This window comes from Streptomyces sp. NBC_00353 (assembly GCF_036108815.1).
Taxonomy (GTDB): Bacteria; Actinomycetota; Actinomycetes; order Streptomycetales; family Streptomycetaceae; genus Streptomyces.
The window spans coordinates 7,147,091-7,162,824 of sequence record NZ_CP107985.1 but is presented as its reverse complement, the minus strand read 5'-3'; the positions used below and the strand labels follow the sequence as shown (position 1 = coordinate 7,162,824).

Below are 15,734 nucleotides of genomic sequence, written 5' to 3'. Positions count from 1 at the left end.
CGATGATCCATTTTTGTGGCGTTCTGCAGCGTTTCGGCCAATCTATCGACCCGGAGGAGCGATTAGCCTGCGCGCCGTGACCTCCCCGAACAGCCACGGCATACGTTTCGCCTTCGGCACCCTGACCGTCCTCCCCGTCCGCGTCACCCGCTGGGACCGTGAAGCGGCCCGTGCCGGGATGCTGTGCGCCCCGTTCGCCGGTCTGGTGGTGGGGCTGTCGGCGGCGGTGCCGGGTGGGCTGTTGCTGCTGTTCGGCTCGGGGCCGCTCCTCGCCGCGGTCGCCTCGGCCGCGGTGCCCGCGGTCCTCACGAGGGGACTGCATCTCGACGGCCTCGCGGACACGGCGGACGGGCTCGGCAGCGGAAAACCCGCTGAGGACGCGCTGCGCATCATGAAGCAGTCGGACATTGGGCCATTCGGCGTGATCACTCTGCTGTTCGTGCTGCTGGCCCAGGTCGCCGTCCTCCACCAGCTGTACGGGCAGGGCTGGGCGCACGGCGCGATGGCGGCGGTCGTCGCCGGGGTCACCGCCCGGCTCGCGCTCACGCTGGCATCCCGTCAGGGCGTACCGCCGGCCCGGCCGGAAGGGCTGGGCGCGGCGGTGGCGGGCACGGTTCCGCTGCGGGCGGCGGCAGGTGCGGCCGTGGTGGTGGTGGCCGCGTGCGCGGGGGCCGGGGCGGTGTTCGGCGGGTACGCGCCGTTGCACCAGGGACTTGCCGTGGTGGGCGGGCTGGCCGGCGCGCAGGTGTTGCTGCGGCACTGCGTACGGAGGTTCGGCGGGGTCACGGGGGATGTGTTCGGGGCGGTTGCGGAGGTGGCCGCAACGGGGACGCTGGTGGGGCTGGCCCTGGGCTGAGAGAGTGCGGGGTGGCCAGATTGCCGATATGTCCTCAATTGCCGGACATGTTTGACGTACAGCTCCGGCGCCAGACTCCGAGTTCGTACTTCTTGCGCAGTGAGCTCAGGCGCAGCTTCTTCGACTGCGGGCAGAACCGCGCCACCGGCACCTCGTACTCCACATGGAACACCGCCTTGTCCGCCTCGATGAACGGTGCGAGGGCGGCGCACTCGTCGTACTGCGCGCACTGTTCGTTGACCGCGAAGTCGAAGTCCGGCTCCAGCTGCGGGATCTGGTCCAGGTCGTTCTTCAGGCCGACGGCCAGTCCGTGGCGGTGGGCGATGCGGGCGACGAGCCGGTTGTAGCGCAGTTGGTCGGCGGCGGTCAGCGGGAAGCCCGTCCGGTTGCGGTAGCCGTCCATGTTGTCGGGTTCGACCGCGTCGAAGCCCTTCTTCGCACACATCTCGATCCGGGCCTCCATCAGCGGTTCCAGCACGTCCGTGCGGCGGATGTCGAGCCAGCGCTCCCCCGGCCAGCCGTTGCCCCTTCCCCGCACCGAGGCGGGAAACTTCGCGGCGTCCGGGCGGAAGTCCTCCCAGGCGCCCGTGGAGACGTAGCAGATGACCTTGCGGTCCCGGCGGTGCAGATCGGCGACCGCCGACGCGTCGTGCTCGAAGCCGTCGATGTCGTACACCGGGACGTCCACGGTGGGGTCGAGGCGGCCGGAGAGCTGCCACTGCCAGTCGGCGCCGGGCCTCGGCCTCCAGCGCTCCGCGGGGGCGGCTTCCGGCGCCGAGGTGCAGCCGGCCAGGACTGCCAACAGAATCAGTACGGCGGGCAGCGCCGGCCCCGGCCCCGACATGCGTGCAGCCCACTGGGCGCGCATCGCTCTCCCCCCGCTCGCTCCGGCACTCCCAACCGACCCTACTGGCAGGGGCGTTCGCGGCTCCGCGGCCCCGGCCCGGGCCGGCCGGCGCCGGAGCCGTACCGCCGGAACGGGTCGCCAACGGCCCGCCGACGTGATCCGGCAGCAAAGGCGCGCGTAGGCTCATTACCGGCACATTGCGGCGGCGTCTACGATGCGCCGGGCACGGTCGGCCCACCCCTCGACCGATAAATGAACTCAACGGAAGCGAGATTTCACCACCGTGACTGCTCTCACTCTCAGCACTGCCGGTGCGGCGACGCTGCGCGCCGACGCACTCGTCGTCGGCGTCGCCAAGGGCGCCAAGGGTCCGGTCGTCGCACCGGGCGCCGAGGCCGTGGACAAGGCGTTCGACGGAAAGCTCGCCACCGTCCTGGAGACCCTGGGCGCCTCCGGTGCCGAGGGCGAAGTCACCAAGCTCCCCGCGCCGGCCGGCCTCAAGGTCCCCGTCGTCATCGCGGTCGGGCTCGGTTCGGTTCCGGAGAAGGACGCGGCGTTCGACGCCGAGGCGCTGCGCCGCGCCGCCGGCTCCGCCTCGCGTGCGCTGGCCGGTTCGAAGAAGGCCGGCTTCGCACTGCCGGTCGCGTCTGTCGAGGACGCCGAGGCCGTCGCCGAGGGCGCGCTCCTCGGTGCGTACGCCTTCACCGCGTACCAGGGCGGCGAGGACAAGCTCGCCTCGAAGGACAAGAAGAACGGCAACGGCCCGAAGTCGCCGCTCGCCGAGGTCGCCCTGCTCGGCGCCAAGCCGCGCGACAAGGCATTCAAGGCGGCCGCCGAGCGCGCCGTCGCGGTCGTCGAGGAGATCAACCGCGCCCGCGACCTGATCAACACCCCGCCGAACGACCTGTACCCCGAGTCCTTCGCCGCTGTGGCCACGGCCGCCGGCAAGGAGCACGGCATCAAGGTGCAGGTCTTCGACGAGAAGGCGCTCGTCAAGGGCGGCTTCGGCGGTCTGCTGGGCGTCGGCCAGGGCTCGACCCACGGCCCCCGCCTGGTGAAGCTCGCGTACACGCACCCGAAGGCGGAGAAGACCCTGGCCCTGGTCGGCAAGGGCATCACGTACGACTCGGGCGGCATCTCGCTGAAGCCGGCCGGTCACAACGAGACGATGAAGTGCGACATGAGCGGCGCCGCCGCCGTGTTCGCGACCGTCGTCGCGGCCGCCCGCCTGGGGCTCCAGGTCAACGTCACCGGCTGGCTGGCGCTCGCCGAGAACATGCCGTCCGGCAACGCGACCCGCCCGGGTGACGTGCTGCGCATGTACAGCGGCAAGACCGTCGAGGTCCTCAACACGGACGCCGAGGGCCGGCTCGTCCTCGCCGACGCGCTGACCCGCGCGTCCGAGGAGAAGCCGGACGCGATCGTCGACGTGGCGACCCTGACCGGCGCGATGGTGCTGGCTCTGGGCCACCGCACCTTCGGCATCATGGCGAACGACGACGCCTTCCGTACCTCCATCCACGAGATCGCCGAGGAGGTCGGCGAGGCCTCCTGGCCGATGCCGCTCCCCGCCGACCTGCGCAAGGGCATGGACTCCCCGACCGCCGACATCGCCAACATGGGTGAGCGGATGGGCGGCGGCCTGGTGGCCGGTCTGTTCCTGAAGGAGTTCGTGGGCGAGGGCATCGCCTGGGCGCACCTGGACATCGCGGGCCCGGCCTTCCACGAGGGCGCACCGTACGGCTACACGCCGAAGGGCGGCACCGGTTCCGCGGTCCGCACGCTGGTGAAGCTGGCGGAGCGCACCGCGACCGGCGACCTCGGCTGAGGCAGCTGTGTGCGTGCGGCCCCGGGCATACGTCCGGGGCCGTACGTGTTCCCTCCTTGACACCGCTGCACTGCGTCACGCAGGTTTCGCTCTCGACGAAATCCGTATGTCTCTACGCAGCGGTAACCCTCTGGAACGGACCATCAGCCGTCCCAGACCAGGGCCCCGCGTCCCGCCCACCGTCAACAAGTGCGAAGATGGGTTCTCGGCAGGACAGGGCCCCCACCACAGGGCCGAAAGACAAAAGCGGCCGAACACCAGCCGACCGGCCGGTCACACCCCAGCGACGGGGCCCGGCGTACGGCGCACATGCATGGAGGACGTGACGTGGCGAACGACGCCAGCACCGTTTTCGACCTAGTGATCCTCGGCGGTGGTAGCGGCGGTTATGCCGCGGCCCTGCGCGGAGCGCAGCTGGGCCTGGACGTCGCTCTGATCGAGAAGGGCAAGGTCGGCGGCACCTGCCTGCACAACGGCTGCATTCCCACGAAGGCGCTGCTGCACGCCGGTGAGATCGCCGACCAGGCACGCGAGGCCGGCCAGTTCGGCGTCAAGGCCACCTTCGAGGGCATCGACATCGAGGCCGTCCACAAGTACAAGGACGAGGTGATCACCGGCCTGTACAAGGGCCTGCAGGGTCTGATCGCCTCGCGCAAGGTGACGTACATCGAGGGTGAGGGACGGCTCTCCTCCCCCACCTCCGTGGACGTGAACGGCCAGCGCATCCAGGGCCGCCACGTGCTCCTGGCGACCGGCTCCGTGCCGAAGTCGCTGCCGGGCCTGGAGATCGACGGCAACCGCATCATCTCCTCGGACCACGCGCTGAAGCTGGACCGCGTCCCGCAGTCCGCGATCGTGCTGGGCGGCGGCGTCATCGGCGTCGAGTTCGCCTCGGCGTGGAAGTCCTTCGGCACCGACGTCACCATCGTCGAGGGTCTGAAGCACCTCGTCCCGGTCGAGGACGAGAACAGCTCGAAGCTTCTTGAGCGCGCTTTCCGCAAGCGGGGCATCAAGTTCAACCTCGGCACCTTCTTCCAGAAGGCCGAGTACACCGAGAACGGTGTGCGGGTCACCCTCGCCGACGGCAAGACCTTCGAGGCGGAGGTGCTGCTGGTCGCGATCGGCCGCGGTCCGGTCTCGCAGGGCCTGGGTTACGAGGAGGCCGGCGTCGCGATGGACCGCGGCTATGTCCTCGTCGACGAGTACATGCAGACCAACGTCCCGACCATCTCGGCCGTGGGCGACCTGGCCCCGACCCTCCAGCTCGCGCACGTCGGCTTCGCCGAGGGCATGCTGGTCGCGGAGCGGCTGGCCGGTCAGAAGGTCGTTCCGATCGACTACGACGGTGTCCCCCGGGTGACGTACTGCCACCCCGAGGTCGCCTCCGTGGGCATCACCGAGGCGAAGGCCAAGGAGCTCTACGGCGCGGACAAGGTCGTCGCTCTGAAGTACAACCTCGCGGGCAACGGCAAGAGCAAGATCCTGAAGACCGCGGGCGAGATCAAGCTCGTCCAGGTCAAGGACGGTGCCGTGGTCGGCGTCCACATGGTCGGTGACCGTATGGGCGAGCAGGTCGGCGAAGCCCAGCTGATCTACAACTGGGAGGCGCTGCCGGCCGAGGTCGCGCAGCTCGTCCACGCCCACCCGACGCAGAACGAGGCGCTCGGCGAGGCCCACCTGGCCCTGGCCGGCAAGCCCCTGCACTCCCACGACTGATCCGGTCAGGGCGCGACGACCGACACTTCCGCACTTCCCCGAGCTCGCGGTCCCGCTCGCGAGCCGGGGAGACCACATCCTTAGGAGCAACTGAAACCATGTCGGTTTCCGTAACCCTTCCGGCGCTCGGCGAGAGCGTCACCGAGGGCACTGTCACCCGCTGGCTGAAGGCCGAGGGCGAGCGCGTCGAGGTCGACGAGCCGCTGCTCGAGGTGTCGACCGACAAGGTCGACACCGAGATCCCGGCCCCCTCCGCCGGCATCCTCGCCTCCATCAAGGTCGCCGAGGACGAGACCGTCGAGGTCGGCGCCGAGCTGGCCATCATCGACGACGGCACGGGCGCACCCGCCGCGGCCGCGGCTCCGGCCGCCGAGCCCGTGGCCGCGCCTGCCGCTGCCGCACCGGCCCCGGTCGCCGAGGCCCCTGCCGCTGCCCCGGCCCCCGTGGCCGCCGCCCCGGCCGGTGGCGCCGCCGGTACCGATGTCACCCTTCCGGCGCTCGGCGAGAGCGTCACCGAGGGCACCGTCACCCGCTGGCTGAAGGAGGTCGGCGAGGAGGTCACGGAGGACGAGCCGCTGCTCGAGGTCTCCACGGACAAGGTCGACACCGAGATCCCCGCCCCGGTCTCCGGCGTGCTGCTGGAGATCGTGGTCGCCGAGGACGAGACCGCCGAGGTCGGCGCCAAGCTCGCCGTCATCGGTGCCGCGGGCGCCGCTCCGGCCGCTGCCCCGGCCCCGGCCGCTCCGGCTCCCGTGGCCGCCCCGGCTGCTCCGGCCCCGGTCGCCGCTGCCCCCGCACCGGTCGCGCCGGCTGCCCCCGCTCCAGCTCCGACCCCGGTGGCGCCCGCCGCCCCGGTTGCCGCTCCGGCGCCGGTGGCCGCTGCTCCGGTCGCCGCCCCGGCCCCGGTCACCCCGGTCGCCCCGGCGCCGGCCTCCGGTGACGAAGGCGCGTACGTCACGCCGCTGGTCCGCAAGCTCGCCGCCGAGAACGGTGTCGACCTCGCTGCGGTCAAGGGCACCGGTGTCGGTGGCCGTATCCGCAAGCAGGACGTCGTCGCCGCCGCGGAGGCCGCCAAGGCCGCCGCCGCTGCTCCGGCCCCCGTCGCGGCTGCCCCGGCGGCCGCGAAGGCGCCGAAGCTCGAGGTCTCCCCGTTGCGCGGTCAGACGGTCAAGATGACCCGCATGCGCAAGGTCATCGGCGACAACATGATGAAGGCGCTGCACTCGCAGGCCCAGCTGACCTCGGTCCTCGAGGTCGACATCACGAAGCTGATGAAGCTGCGCAACCAGGCGAAGGCCGCGTTCGCCGCCCGTGAGGGCGTCAAGCTGTCCCCGATGCCGTTCTTCGTGAAGGCGGCAGCCCAGGCGCTGAAGGCCCACCCGGTCATCAACGCCCGGATCAACGAGGACGAGGGCACCATCACGTACTTCGACTCGGAGAACATCGGCATCGCCGTGGACGCCGAGAAGGGTCTGATGACCCCGGTCATCAAGGGTGCGGGCGACCTGAACATCGCCGGTATCTCGAAGAAGACCGCCGAGCTGGCCGGCAAGGCCCGCGGTGGCGGTCTGACCCCGGACGACATGTCCGGTGCCACCTTCACCATCAGCAACACCGGTTCGCGCGGTGCGCTGTTCGACACCGTCATCGTGCCGCCGAACCAGGCCGCCATCCTGGGCATCGGTGCCACGGTCCGCCGCCCGGTGGTCATCGACCACCCGGACCTCGGCGAGACCATCGCGGTGCGCGACATGACGTACCTCTCGCTCTCCTACGACCACCGTCTGGTGGACGGCGCGGACGCCGCCCGTTACCTGACCGCGGTCAAGGCGATCCTGGAGGCCGGCGAGTTCGAGGTCGAGCTCGGCCTGTAGGGCGGAGTACGACTCGTTGTAACCAGCCTCACCAGCGGCGCCCCCGTCCGGACCACTTCCGGGCGGGGGCGCCGCCGTATTGTCTAGACACCACCGGTCGCCGCTCCGCTGCCGACCGGTCGGCAGCGTCGGTTTCCCCGAAGGAGCCCCTCATGACCCCGCCCGTCGTCCACTCGCTGCGCGAACAGATCCGCGAGCACATCGTGGACGGGATCGTCAGCGGGCGCTGGAAGCCGGGCGAGCGGATCGTGGAGCGACGGATCGCCACCGAGCTGGAGGTCAGTCAGACGCCCGTACGCGAGGCGCTGCGGGAGCTGGAGACCCTCCGGCTGATCGAGTCGGCGCCCAACAAGGGCGTACGGGTACGGAATCTGACCGCGGCCGATCTGGAGGAGTCCTACCCGGTACGGGCCGGCCTCGAGCAGATCGCTGCGGAGCTGGCGGCTCCGACGCTCGGCGAGGACTGCTCGCGGCTGTCGCCGCATGTGGCGGCGTTGTACGAGGCCGACCGGCTGGCCGACGGCGAGGCGCAGGTACGGCACACGGTGGCGTTCCACCGGGAGATGGTGCGGGCCGCCGGGAACGCCGTGCTGCTGCACACCTGGGAGGGCCTGGGCATCGAGGTGTTCACGGCGCTCTCGATCCGCTGGCTGGGGACGGTGCAGAAGTCGTACGCGGAGGAGCACGAGGCGCTCATCGACGCGTTCCTCCGCAAGGACCCGGACATCGGTGTGCTGGTGAAGGCGCATGTCCTGGGGTGCGCGCCGCGCGCCTGAGGCTCGTGCGCAGATGGGGGCAGGGGCGCTCGACCGTGCGATCGGGCGCCCGGTTTACCCTCATTTGTGGCGTCACTCCGTGCCGCGAAACGGGGCACCGGATGCCAATTTCTTCATATCGAGAAGTTTTGCCTTTCATCCTTTGATCGATCATCGATCAGCGACTTAGAGTTCATTTCGCGGGCCCACCGGCCCCATCGCCCTGTCCTGCCAGTCAGGGCCTTTCTCCACCCCCCTCCTCTCCGGAAGGCGGCGATCATGACCGACCCCGTAGGAAAGCTTCCGAGCGAGCTCGACCAGCTCCCGGACCGTGACCCGGAGGAGACCGCCGAATGGGCGGCCTCCCTCGATGCCGTCACCAAGGCCGCGGGCCCGCACCGCGCCGCGTACCTGATGCGCCGCTCGCTCCAGCACGCCGAGGGTGCCGGTCTCGCGCTGCCCAAACTGCTGGAGACCGATTACGTCAACTCCATCCCGACCGCCGCCGAGCCCGCGTTCGACGGCGACCTGGAGATGGAGTCCCGGATCACCGCCTGGAACCGCTGGAACGCGGCCGCGATGGTCACCCGTGGCGCCCGGCACGGCGTCGGCGGCCACATCGCCACCTTCGCCTCGGCGGCCTGGCTGTACGAGACTGGCTTCAACCACTTCTTCCGCGGCAAGGAGGGGGACGGCTCCGGCGACCAGCTCTACATCCAGGGCCACGCCTCCCCCGGCATCTACGCCCGCGCCTTCCTCGACGGCCGGCTCAGCGAGCAGCAGCTCGACAACTTCCGCCAGGAGGCGGGCGGCGACGGTCTGCCGTCCTACCCGCACCCGCGGCGGCTGCCCTGGCTGTGGGAGTTCCCCACCGTCTCGATGGGCCTCGGCCCGCTCGCGGCGATCTACCAGGCGCGCTTCAACCGCTATCTGACCAACCGCAACATCAAGGACACGTCGAACTCGCACGTCTGGGCCTTCCTGGGCGACGGCGAGATGGACGAGCCCGAGTCGACCGCGGCCCTCGCCCTCGCGGCGCGTGAGCAGCTCGACAACCTGACGTTCGTCATCAACTGCAACCTGCAGCGCCTGGACGGCCCGGTCCGCGCCAACTTCCGGGTGGTCCAGGAGCTGGAGGGTGCGTTCCGCGGGGCCGGCTGGAACGTCATCAAGACGCTCTGGGGCAACGCCTGGGACGAGCTGTTCCAGCTGGACACCACGGGCGCGCTGATCCGTCGGCTCCGGGAGGTCCCGGACGCCCAGTTCCAGACATACGCCACCCGCGACGTCGCGTACATCCGCGAGCACTTCTTCGGCGCCGAGCCGGCACTCGCCGAGCTGGCGAAGCTGCTCACCGACGCGAAGATCGCCGAGTGCTTCTACACCTCCCGCGGCGGCCACGAGGCCCGCAAGGTGTACGCGGCGTACAAGGCGGCCGTCGAGCACAAGGGCGCGCCGACCGTGATCCTCGCCCAGACGGTGAAGGGCTACACGCTCGGCAAGGGCTTCGAGTCCAAGAACGCCAACCACCAGATGAAGAAGCTGTCGATCGACGAGTTCAAGGGCATGCGCGAGCTGCTCGGACTCCCGATCCCGGACAGTGCCTTCGAGGACGGCCTGGTGCCCTACGGCCACCCGGGCGCGGACTCTCCCGAGGTCCGCTACCTCCAGGAGCGCCGCGCCGCCCTCGGCGGCCCCGCCCCGGCCCGCCGGGTGCACGCGGTGGCGCTGCCCGAGCCGGAGGAGCGCGCGTTCGCCGCGCTGAAGAAGGGGTCCGGCAAGCAGGAGATGGCCACCACCATGGCCTTCGTCCGCCTGGCCAAGGATCTGATGCGGGACAAGGAGACCGGCAAGCGCTGGGTTCCGATCGTCCCCGACGAGGCCCGTACCTTCGGCATGGAGTCGCTGTTCCCGTCGGCCGGCATCTACTCGCCGATGGGCCAGAGGTACGAGCCGGTCGACCGCGACCAGCTGATGTACTACAAGGAGGCCAAGGACGGCCAGATCCTCAACGAGGGGATCACCGAGGCCGGCGCCATGGCCGACTTCATCGCCGCCGCCACGTCGTACGCGACGCACGGCGAGACGATGATCCCCTTCTACATCTTCTACTCGATGTTCGGCTGGCAGCGGACCGGCGACCAGATGTGGCAGCTCGCCGACCAGCTCGGCAAGGGCTTCATCGTCGGCGCCACGGCGGGCCGTACGACGCTCACCGGTGAGGGCCTGCAGCACGCGGACGGCCACTCGCAACTGATCGCGGCCACGAACCCGGCTTCGCTCAACTACGACCCGGCGTTCGCGTACGAGATCGCGGTGATCGTCAAGGACGGTCTGCGGAGGATGTACGGCCCCGAGGCCGAGAACGTCTTCTACTACCTGACGGTCTACAACGAGCCGAAGCGGCAGCCCGCGATGCCGGAAGGCGTCGAGGACGGCATCGTCAAGGGTCTCTACCGCTTCAAGGAGGGCACGCCCGCCTCGGCGGACGCGCCGCGCGCACAGCTGCTGGCCTCCGGCACGGCGATCCACTGGGCCCTGGAGGCCCAGGAGCTGCTCGCCGCGGACTGGGGTGTCACGGCCGACGTCTGGTCCGCCACGTCCTGGGGCGAGCTGCGCCGCGAGGCGCTGGAGTGCGACGAGGCGCTGCTCCGCGGTGAGCAGCGGGTGCCGTACGTCACGCAGGTCCTGTCCGGTGCGCCGGGTCCGGTCCTCGCGGTCAGCGACTGGATGCGTCAGGTCCCGGACCAGATCAGCCAGTGGGTGGAGCAGGACTGGTCCTCGCTCGGCACGGACGGCTTCGGTCTGTCCGACACCCGTGACGCGGCCCGCCGCCACTTCGGCGTCGACGCCCCGTCGATCGCGGTCGCGGCACTGGCCCAGCTGGCGCGGCGCGGCGAGGTACCCGCGTCGGCGGTCAAGGAGGCCCGGGAGAAGTACGGGCTGTGAGATGAGGGCGGCCGGGTACGCCCGGCCGCCATGTCGCCCTCGAGCGCCGGGCGGGCTTGTTTCCCGTGCCCGCCCGGCGCTCGAGGGCATCTCTGCGAGCCTGCCCGGCGACCGGGGCAAGGCACACTTGCCCCATGCGCGCTGCCCGGCTCATCAAGATGGTGCTGCTCCTCCAGTCCCGGCCCGCGATGACCGCCGCCGAGCTGGCCCGGGAACTGGAGGTCTCCGAGCGGACCATCACCCGCGACGCCCAGGCGCTCTCCGAGGCGGGTGTTCCGGTGTACGCGGACCGGGGCCGGGCGGGCGGGTACCGGCTGGTCGGCGGGTACCGCACCCGGCTCACCGGTCTGGCCCGGAACGAGGCCGAGGCGCTCTTCCTCTCCGGCCTGCCGTCCGCGCTGCGCGAGATGGGGCTGGAGGATGCCGCCTCGGCCGCCCGGCTCAAGGTGTCCGCCGCCCTGTTGCCCTCGCTTCGGGACGCCTCGGACACCGCTGCCCAGCGGTTCCATCTGGATGCGCCCGGCTGGTATCAGGAGCCCGTCACGCCCGAGCTGCTGCCCGCCGTCGCGGAGGCCGTCTGGGACGACCGGATGGTCAAGGCCCGTTACCGGCGCGGCGGGCCGGGCAGCGAGGTCGAGCGGGAGCTGGCACCGTACGGGCTCGTCCTCAAGGCTGGGGTCTGGTACGTCTGCGCCCGCGCCGGGACCGACTTCCGGGTGTACCGGATCGACCGCTTCGCGGCGGTGGCCGTGACGGACGAACGGTTCGTCCGGGACGAGGACTTCGACCTGCCGGGGTTCTGGGACGAGCGGGCCGCGCAGTTCGCCCGGTCGATCCTGCGGACCGAGGTGACGGTACGGGTGTCGGAGGCGGGCGTAGGCCGATTGCCTCATCTCGTGGACCGTTCGGCCGCCCTCGATGCGCTGGACGCGGCCGGCCCGCCCGACGCCGACGGGTGGCGCACGGTCGTCCTGCCGGTCGAGTCGCTGGATGTCGCGTACAGCCAGCTGCTCGCCCTGGGGCCGGAGTTGGAGGTGCTCGAACCGGCCGCGCTGCGCACCCGGTTCGGCGCTGCCGCCGAACGGCTGAGCGATCTCTATCGCTGAAGGCTTCTTTTCGGCGTCTCCGCGTGCATCGCCTGCCGCCAAGGCCGATGCTTGTCCCGTGATGGACGAGACGGAATTCTGGGAGATCATCGACAGCACCCGCGAGGCCGCCGAGGGCGACCCCGAGGAACATGCCGACCTGCTTGTCGATCGGCTGTTGCAGCTCGATCCCGAATCCGTGCTGGACTTCGCCCGGCACTTCGAGGCCCGCTTCAACCGCGCGTACCGCTGGGACGTATGGGGCGCCGCCGCCGTGCTGCTCGGCGGTGCGAGCGACGACGCATTCGACTTCTTCCGCTGCTGGCTGATCGGCCAGGGCCGGGAGATCTTCGAGGCGGCGGTGCACGATCCGGACAGTCTCGCCGAATTCCTCGACGACTTCGACGATGAGATCGACGGGGACGCCGAGGACCTCGGCTACGCGGCCGACGAGGCGTACGAACAGCTCACCGGCATCGTCACCCCGGATCTCGGCCTTCCGCCGCAGTCGGCCGAGCCGGAGGGCACCCCGTTCGGCTTCGAGGACGACGCGGCCCTGGCCGCGCGCTTCCCGCTGCTCTGGGAGCGGTTCGGCGCCGGCTGACCCGCCCCTTCCCGCCCCGCGCTGCGCGCCGTCCGGTACCGGGTCGGCCGGGATTCCTCACGGGGTGAGCGAACGGCCCATCAGTACGTCGTCCACGTAACGCCCGGCCAGGAAGAACTCACCGGGCAGCACACCCTCGACGACGAATCCCTCCGACTCGTACAGCGCACGCGCGGGCGCGTTGTGCCCGAGCACCCGCAGCGTCATCCGGCTCGCGCCCTCGCGCCGTGCCGCCGCGAGCGCGGCCCGCAACAGCCCCCTGGCGACACCGCGGCCGCGCGCCCAGTCGGCCACTGCCAGGCCCTGTATCTGGCGCACATGCGTGTTGCAGGCCAGCGCGGTCGGCGGGACGACCCTGATGTACCCGGCGATGCGCACCTCGCCCGTCGCGTCCTCCGCCTCGGTGACGAGCAGGTGTTCGGGCCGGTCGCGGTCGCTGAAGAACGGCTCGTACGGCGGCTGCGGCCGTGACTGCACCGAGTGCAGGGTCGACCAGGTGGCCCGGTCGAGCTCCCCGAGTGCGGTGTCGTCGCCGAGATCCGCGGGGCGGACGGGGCGCGTACGGAGTTCAGGCATGCGCGCCACTGTGCCACGGCGCGCCCGGCCCCGTCACCGCATATCCGCCGGGCCCCGGGCCGACAGCCGGGGCCCGCCGGGCGGCACGGTCGAGGCGCCGCGTCCTCCGCTGCGGCAGGATGGATCCATGGTGCACTTCCGTATTGCTGTCACCGGATCCACCGGACTCATCGGAACGGCGCTGGTGCGCTCGTTGCGGGCCGACGGACACGACGTCGTACGCCTGGTCCGGCGCCCGGCGCGGGCCGGGGACGAGGTCGAGTGGGACCCGAAGCGGGGTTACGTCGACGGGGCGGGCCTGGTCGGCTGCGACGCCGTCGTCCATCTCGCCGGTGCCGGGGTCGGCGACCACCGCTGGACGGAGGCGTACAAGCAGGAGATCCGGGACAGCCGGGTGCTGGGGACGGAAGCGATCGCGCAGGCGGTGGCCTCCCTCGACGTACCGCCGAAGGTCCTGCTGTCCGGGTCGGCGATCGGCTACTACGGCGACACCGGGGACCGCGCGGTCGATGAGAGCGCGCCGCACGGCGAGGGGTTCCTGCCGTCCGTGTGCGTGGAGTGGGAGGCCGCCGCGGCCCCGGCGGAGGAGGCGGGCGTACGGACGGTGTTCGCGCGCACAGGTCTGGTGGTCGGCCGGGAAGGCGGGGCGTGGGGCCGGCTGTTCCCGTTGTTCCGGGCGGGACTCGGCGGGCGGCTCGGCAACGGGCACCAGTACTGGAGTTTCATCGCGCTGCACGACCACATCGCCGCCCTGCGGCACATCCTCGATACGCCGTCGCTGTCGGGACCGGTGAATCTGACCGGGCCGGCCCCCGTGACCAATGGCGAGGTGACGGCCGCCATGGGGCGGGTGCTGCGCCGCCCGACGCTGTTCGCCGTCCCGGCGCCCGCCCTTCGGATCGCCCTGGGGGGCTTCGCGGAGGATGTGCTGGGCAGTCAGCGGGTGCTGCCGAGACGGCTGCTGGAGTCGGGGTTCTCGTTCGCCTTCCCCGGCATCGACGCCTCGATCCGCGCGGCGCTGCGCTGACCACGACCGGGCGAATCACACGGATGTGCGACCCCGTGCAACGGTGCCCCGGGCCGCGCGCGACTGTGCCCGAACCTGTCCCCTCCTAGCCTCATCGCGAACTCGGGCATTCCGGGGGCCTGTTGGGGGCAAGACCCTCCCAGCATTCGCGCCGACTCGGGGAGGGGCACGTGCTCAGCACGGCACACCACGCGGACGTCGTCATCATCGGGGCCGGGATCGCCGGCCTCTCAGCAGCCCATCAACTGACCAGTGCGGGGGTAAGCGTCAGCGTCCTGGAGGCCGGTCCACGGGCCGGCGGCCGGATGGCCACCGAGGAAGTGGACGGATTCCGGCTCGACCACCTCGGCCCGCTTCTCAGCACCTCGTATCCGGAACTGCGCACGACGCCCGGCCTCGAAGGACTCGTGCTGCGGAACTTCGCGCCGGGGGTGCTCGTCCACAGCGAGGGCCGCCAGTACCGGACCGGCGACGTGCGGCACACACGGAGCGCAAGGGGCGCACTCAAGGCGGCACGCGCCCTGGCGAGCGCCCCCCGGCCGCCGATGGGCGGGCCGATCGACCAGGCCCGGCTCGGTGCCGCCCTGGCCAGGCTCGCCACCACCCCGGCGTCCCGCATCCTGGCCCGGCCGGAACAGACGGCGCTCGCCGCCCTGTCCGGCCGCGGCCTGCCGTCCCGTACGGTCAACGGCTTCCTGCGCCCGCTGCTCACCGCGCTGCTCAGCGACCCCGGGCTCACCACATCGAGCCGCTGCGCCGATCTCGTCCTGCGCGGCTACGCACGCGGCCGGCTGTGTGTACCGTCCGGCGGTTCGGCCACGCTCCCCGACCTGCTGGCGGCGGCGCTGCCGCCCGGCACCGTACGGACCGGTGTGCATGTCACCGCCGCCGACATCACCTCGGTCCGCACCAAGGAGCACGGCGAACTGGGCTGCCGCTCGCTGCTGTTGGCCACCGGCGCGGGCGCAGCCGCCGAGCTGCTGCCCGGTCTGCGCGTGCCGTCCTTCCACCCGGTGACGGTCCTGCACCACACGGCTCCCGCTCCCCCGCCGACCGGCGCCGCGCTGCTGCTGGACGCCGACCGCTCGGGCCCGGTCGCGCACACCTGTGTGATGAGTGAGGTCGACCCGTCGCGCGCCCCGAACGGCCGGACCCTGATCACGTCGACGGTGCTCGGCACCCCGCCTCCCGATCTCGACCGCTCGGCCCGTGCCCATCTCGCCGCGCTGTACGGCACCTCCACGGACGACTGGGAGCTCCTGGCCGCCCACCACGATCCGGAGGCGGTCCCGGCGATGCCGCCCCCGCACGATCTGCGCCGTCCGGTGCGGCTGCTCGCCGGGCTGTACGTGTGCGGCGACCACCGGGACACCAGCACGGTCCAGGGCGCCCTGTTCTCCGGTCGCCGCGCCGCACACGCCATCCTGAGCGATCTGGGCATCCGGTCCGGGAGCGACGTGGAGGCCGAACTGCGCGAAGCGGCCTGAGTCCGCCCGCACACTGCCTGCCCCGGTCCGGCCGGTCCCAACCCTCAAGACTCCTTACAGATCGGACCTCTCGCTCCACCTCCCGTTTTCGGAAGTGGTCCACACCACTCCCGTAAACACCCTTGTAGCG

General features: G+C 71.4%; 12 protein-coding genes. 10 read left to right on the top strand and 2 right to left on the bottom strand.

The genetic code is table 11. From position 1 onward, the window contains the following. The first annotated feature begins 76 nt into the window (after nt 1-76). Nucleotides 77-856, top strand: a complete 780-nt coding sequence (locus OHA88_RS32250) for an adenosylcobinamide-GDP ribazoletransferase (protein ID WP_267005541.1) — start codon at nt 77-79, stop codon at nt 854-856. 34 nt (nt 857-890) lie between these two features. Here the strand turns inward: OHA88_RS32250 and OHA88_RS32245 are convergent, their stop codons facing one another. Beyond that, nucleotides 891-1,724: an endo alpha-1,4 polygalactosaminidase gene (locus tag OHA88_RS32245; RefSeq protein ID WP_328628089.1), complete on the bottom strand. Its 834-nt coding sequence runs from the start codon at nt 1,722-1,724 to the stop codon at nt 891-893. A 262-nt stretch (nt 1,725-1,986) separates the two neighbouring features. Between OHA88_RS32245 and OHA88_RS32240 the strand changes: the two genes are divergently transcribed. From OHA88_RS32240 to OHA88_RS32210, 7 genes are all read left to right on the top strand, one after another. Continuing rightward, complete coding sequence (locus OHA88_RS32240; protein ID WP_267005539.1) at nt 1,987-3,531, top strand: leucyl aminopeptidase; 1,545 nt, start codon at nt 1,987-1,989, stop codon at nt 3,529-3,531. Nucleotides 3,532-3,858: 327 nt separating this feature from the next. Further along, nucleotides 3,859-5,247, top strand: a complete 1,389-nt coding sequence (gene lpdA / locus OHA88_RS32235) for a dihydrolipoyl dehydrogenase (RefSeq protein ID WP_267005538.1) — start codon at nt 3,859-3,861, stop codon at nt 5,245-5,247. Nucleotides 5,248-5,345: 98 nt separating this feature from the next. Next, a complete protein-coding gene (gene sucB, locus OHA88_RS32230) occupies nt 5,346-7,121 on the top strand; it encodes a 2-oxoglutarate dehydrogenase, E2 component, dihydrolipoamide succinyltransferase (RefSeq protein ID WP_328628088.1) in 1,776 nt (591 codons plus the stop codon). Between the two features lie 152 nt (nt 7,122-7,273). Continuing rightward, nucleotides 7,274-7,897 carry a GntR family transcriptional regulator gene (locus OHA88_RS32225; protein WP_267005536.1) on the top strand — a complete coding sequence of 208 codons (624 nt, stop codon included), beginning with the start codon at nt 7,274-7,276 and terminating at the stop codon, nt 7,895-7,897. Nucleotides 7,898-8,155: 258 nt separating this feature from the next. Next, nucleotides 8,156-10,825 (top strand): pyruvate dehydrogenase (acetyl-transferring), homodimeric type, encoded by a 2,670-nt coding sequence (aceE, locus tag OHA88_RS32220; protein WP_328628087.1) that lies wholly within the window; start codon nt 8,156-8,158, stop codon nt 10,823-10,825. Nucleotides 10,826-10,959: 134 nt separating this feature from the next. Continuing rightward, complete coding sequence (locus tag OHA88_RS32215) at nt 10,960-11,931, top strand: helix-turn-helix transcriptional regulator (protein WP_328628086.1); 972 nt, start codon at nt 10,960-10,962, stop codon at nt 11,929-11,931. 61 nt (nt 11,932-11,992) lie between these two features. Further along, a complete protein-coding gene (locus tag OHA88_RS32210; protein WP_328629847.1) occupies nt 11,993-12,514 on the top strand; it encodes a DUF4240 domain-containing protein in 522 nt (173 codons plus the stop codon). Between the two features lie 57 nt (nt 12,515-12,571). On the opposite strand, the gene OHA88_RS32205 is transcribed toward OHA88_RS32210, so the two are convergent. Further along, nucleotides 12,572-13,090 carry a GNAT family N-acetyltransferase gene (locus OHA88_RS32205; protein ID WP_328628085.1) on the bottom strand — a complete coding sequence of 173 codons (519 nt, stop codon included), beginning with the start codon at nt 13,088-13,090 and terminating at the stop codon, nt 12,572-12,574. A 127-nt stretch (nt 13,091-13,217) separates the two neighbouring features. Between OHA88_RS32205 and OHA88_RS32200 the strand changes: the two genes are divergently transcribed. Both OHA88_RS32200 and OHA88_RS32195 read left to right on the top strand, forming a co-directional pair. Further along, the gene (locus OHA88_RS32200; protein WP_328628084.1) at nt 13,218-14,117 is read left to right on the top strand and encodes a TIGR01777 family oxidoreductase; all 900 of its coding nucleotides are present in this window, start codon (nt 13,218-13,220) and stop codon (nt 14,115-14,117) included. Nucleotides 14,118-14,287: 170 nt separating this feature from the next. Then, the gene (locus OHA88_RS32195; RefSeq protein WP_328628083.1) at nt 14,288-15,604 is read left to right on the top strand and encodes an NAD(P)/FAD-dependent oxidoreductase; all 1,317 of its coding nucleotides are present in this window, start codon (nt 14,288-14,290) and stop codon (nt 15,602-15,604) included. The last annotated feature ends 130 nt before the right edge of the window (nt 15,605-15,734 follow it).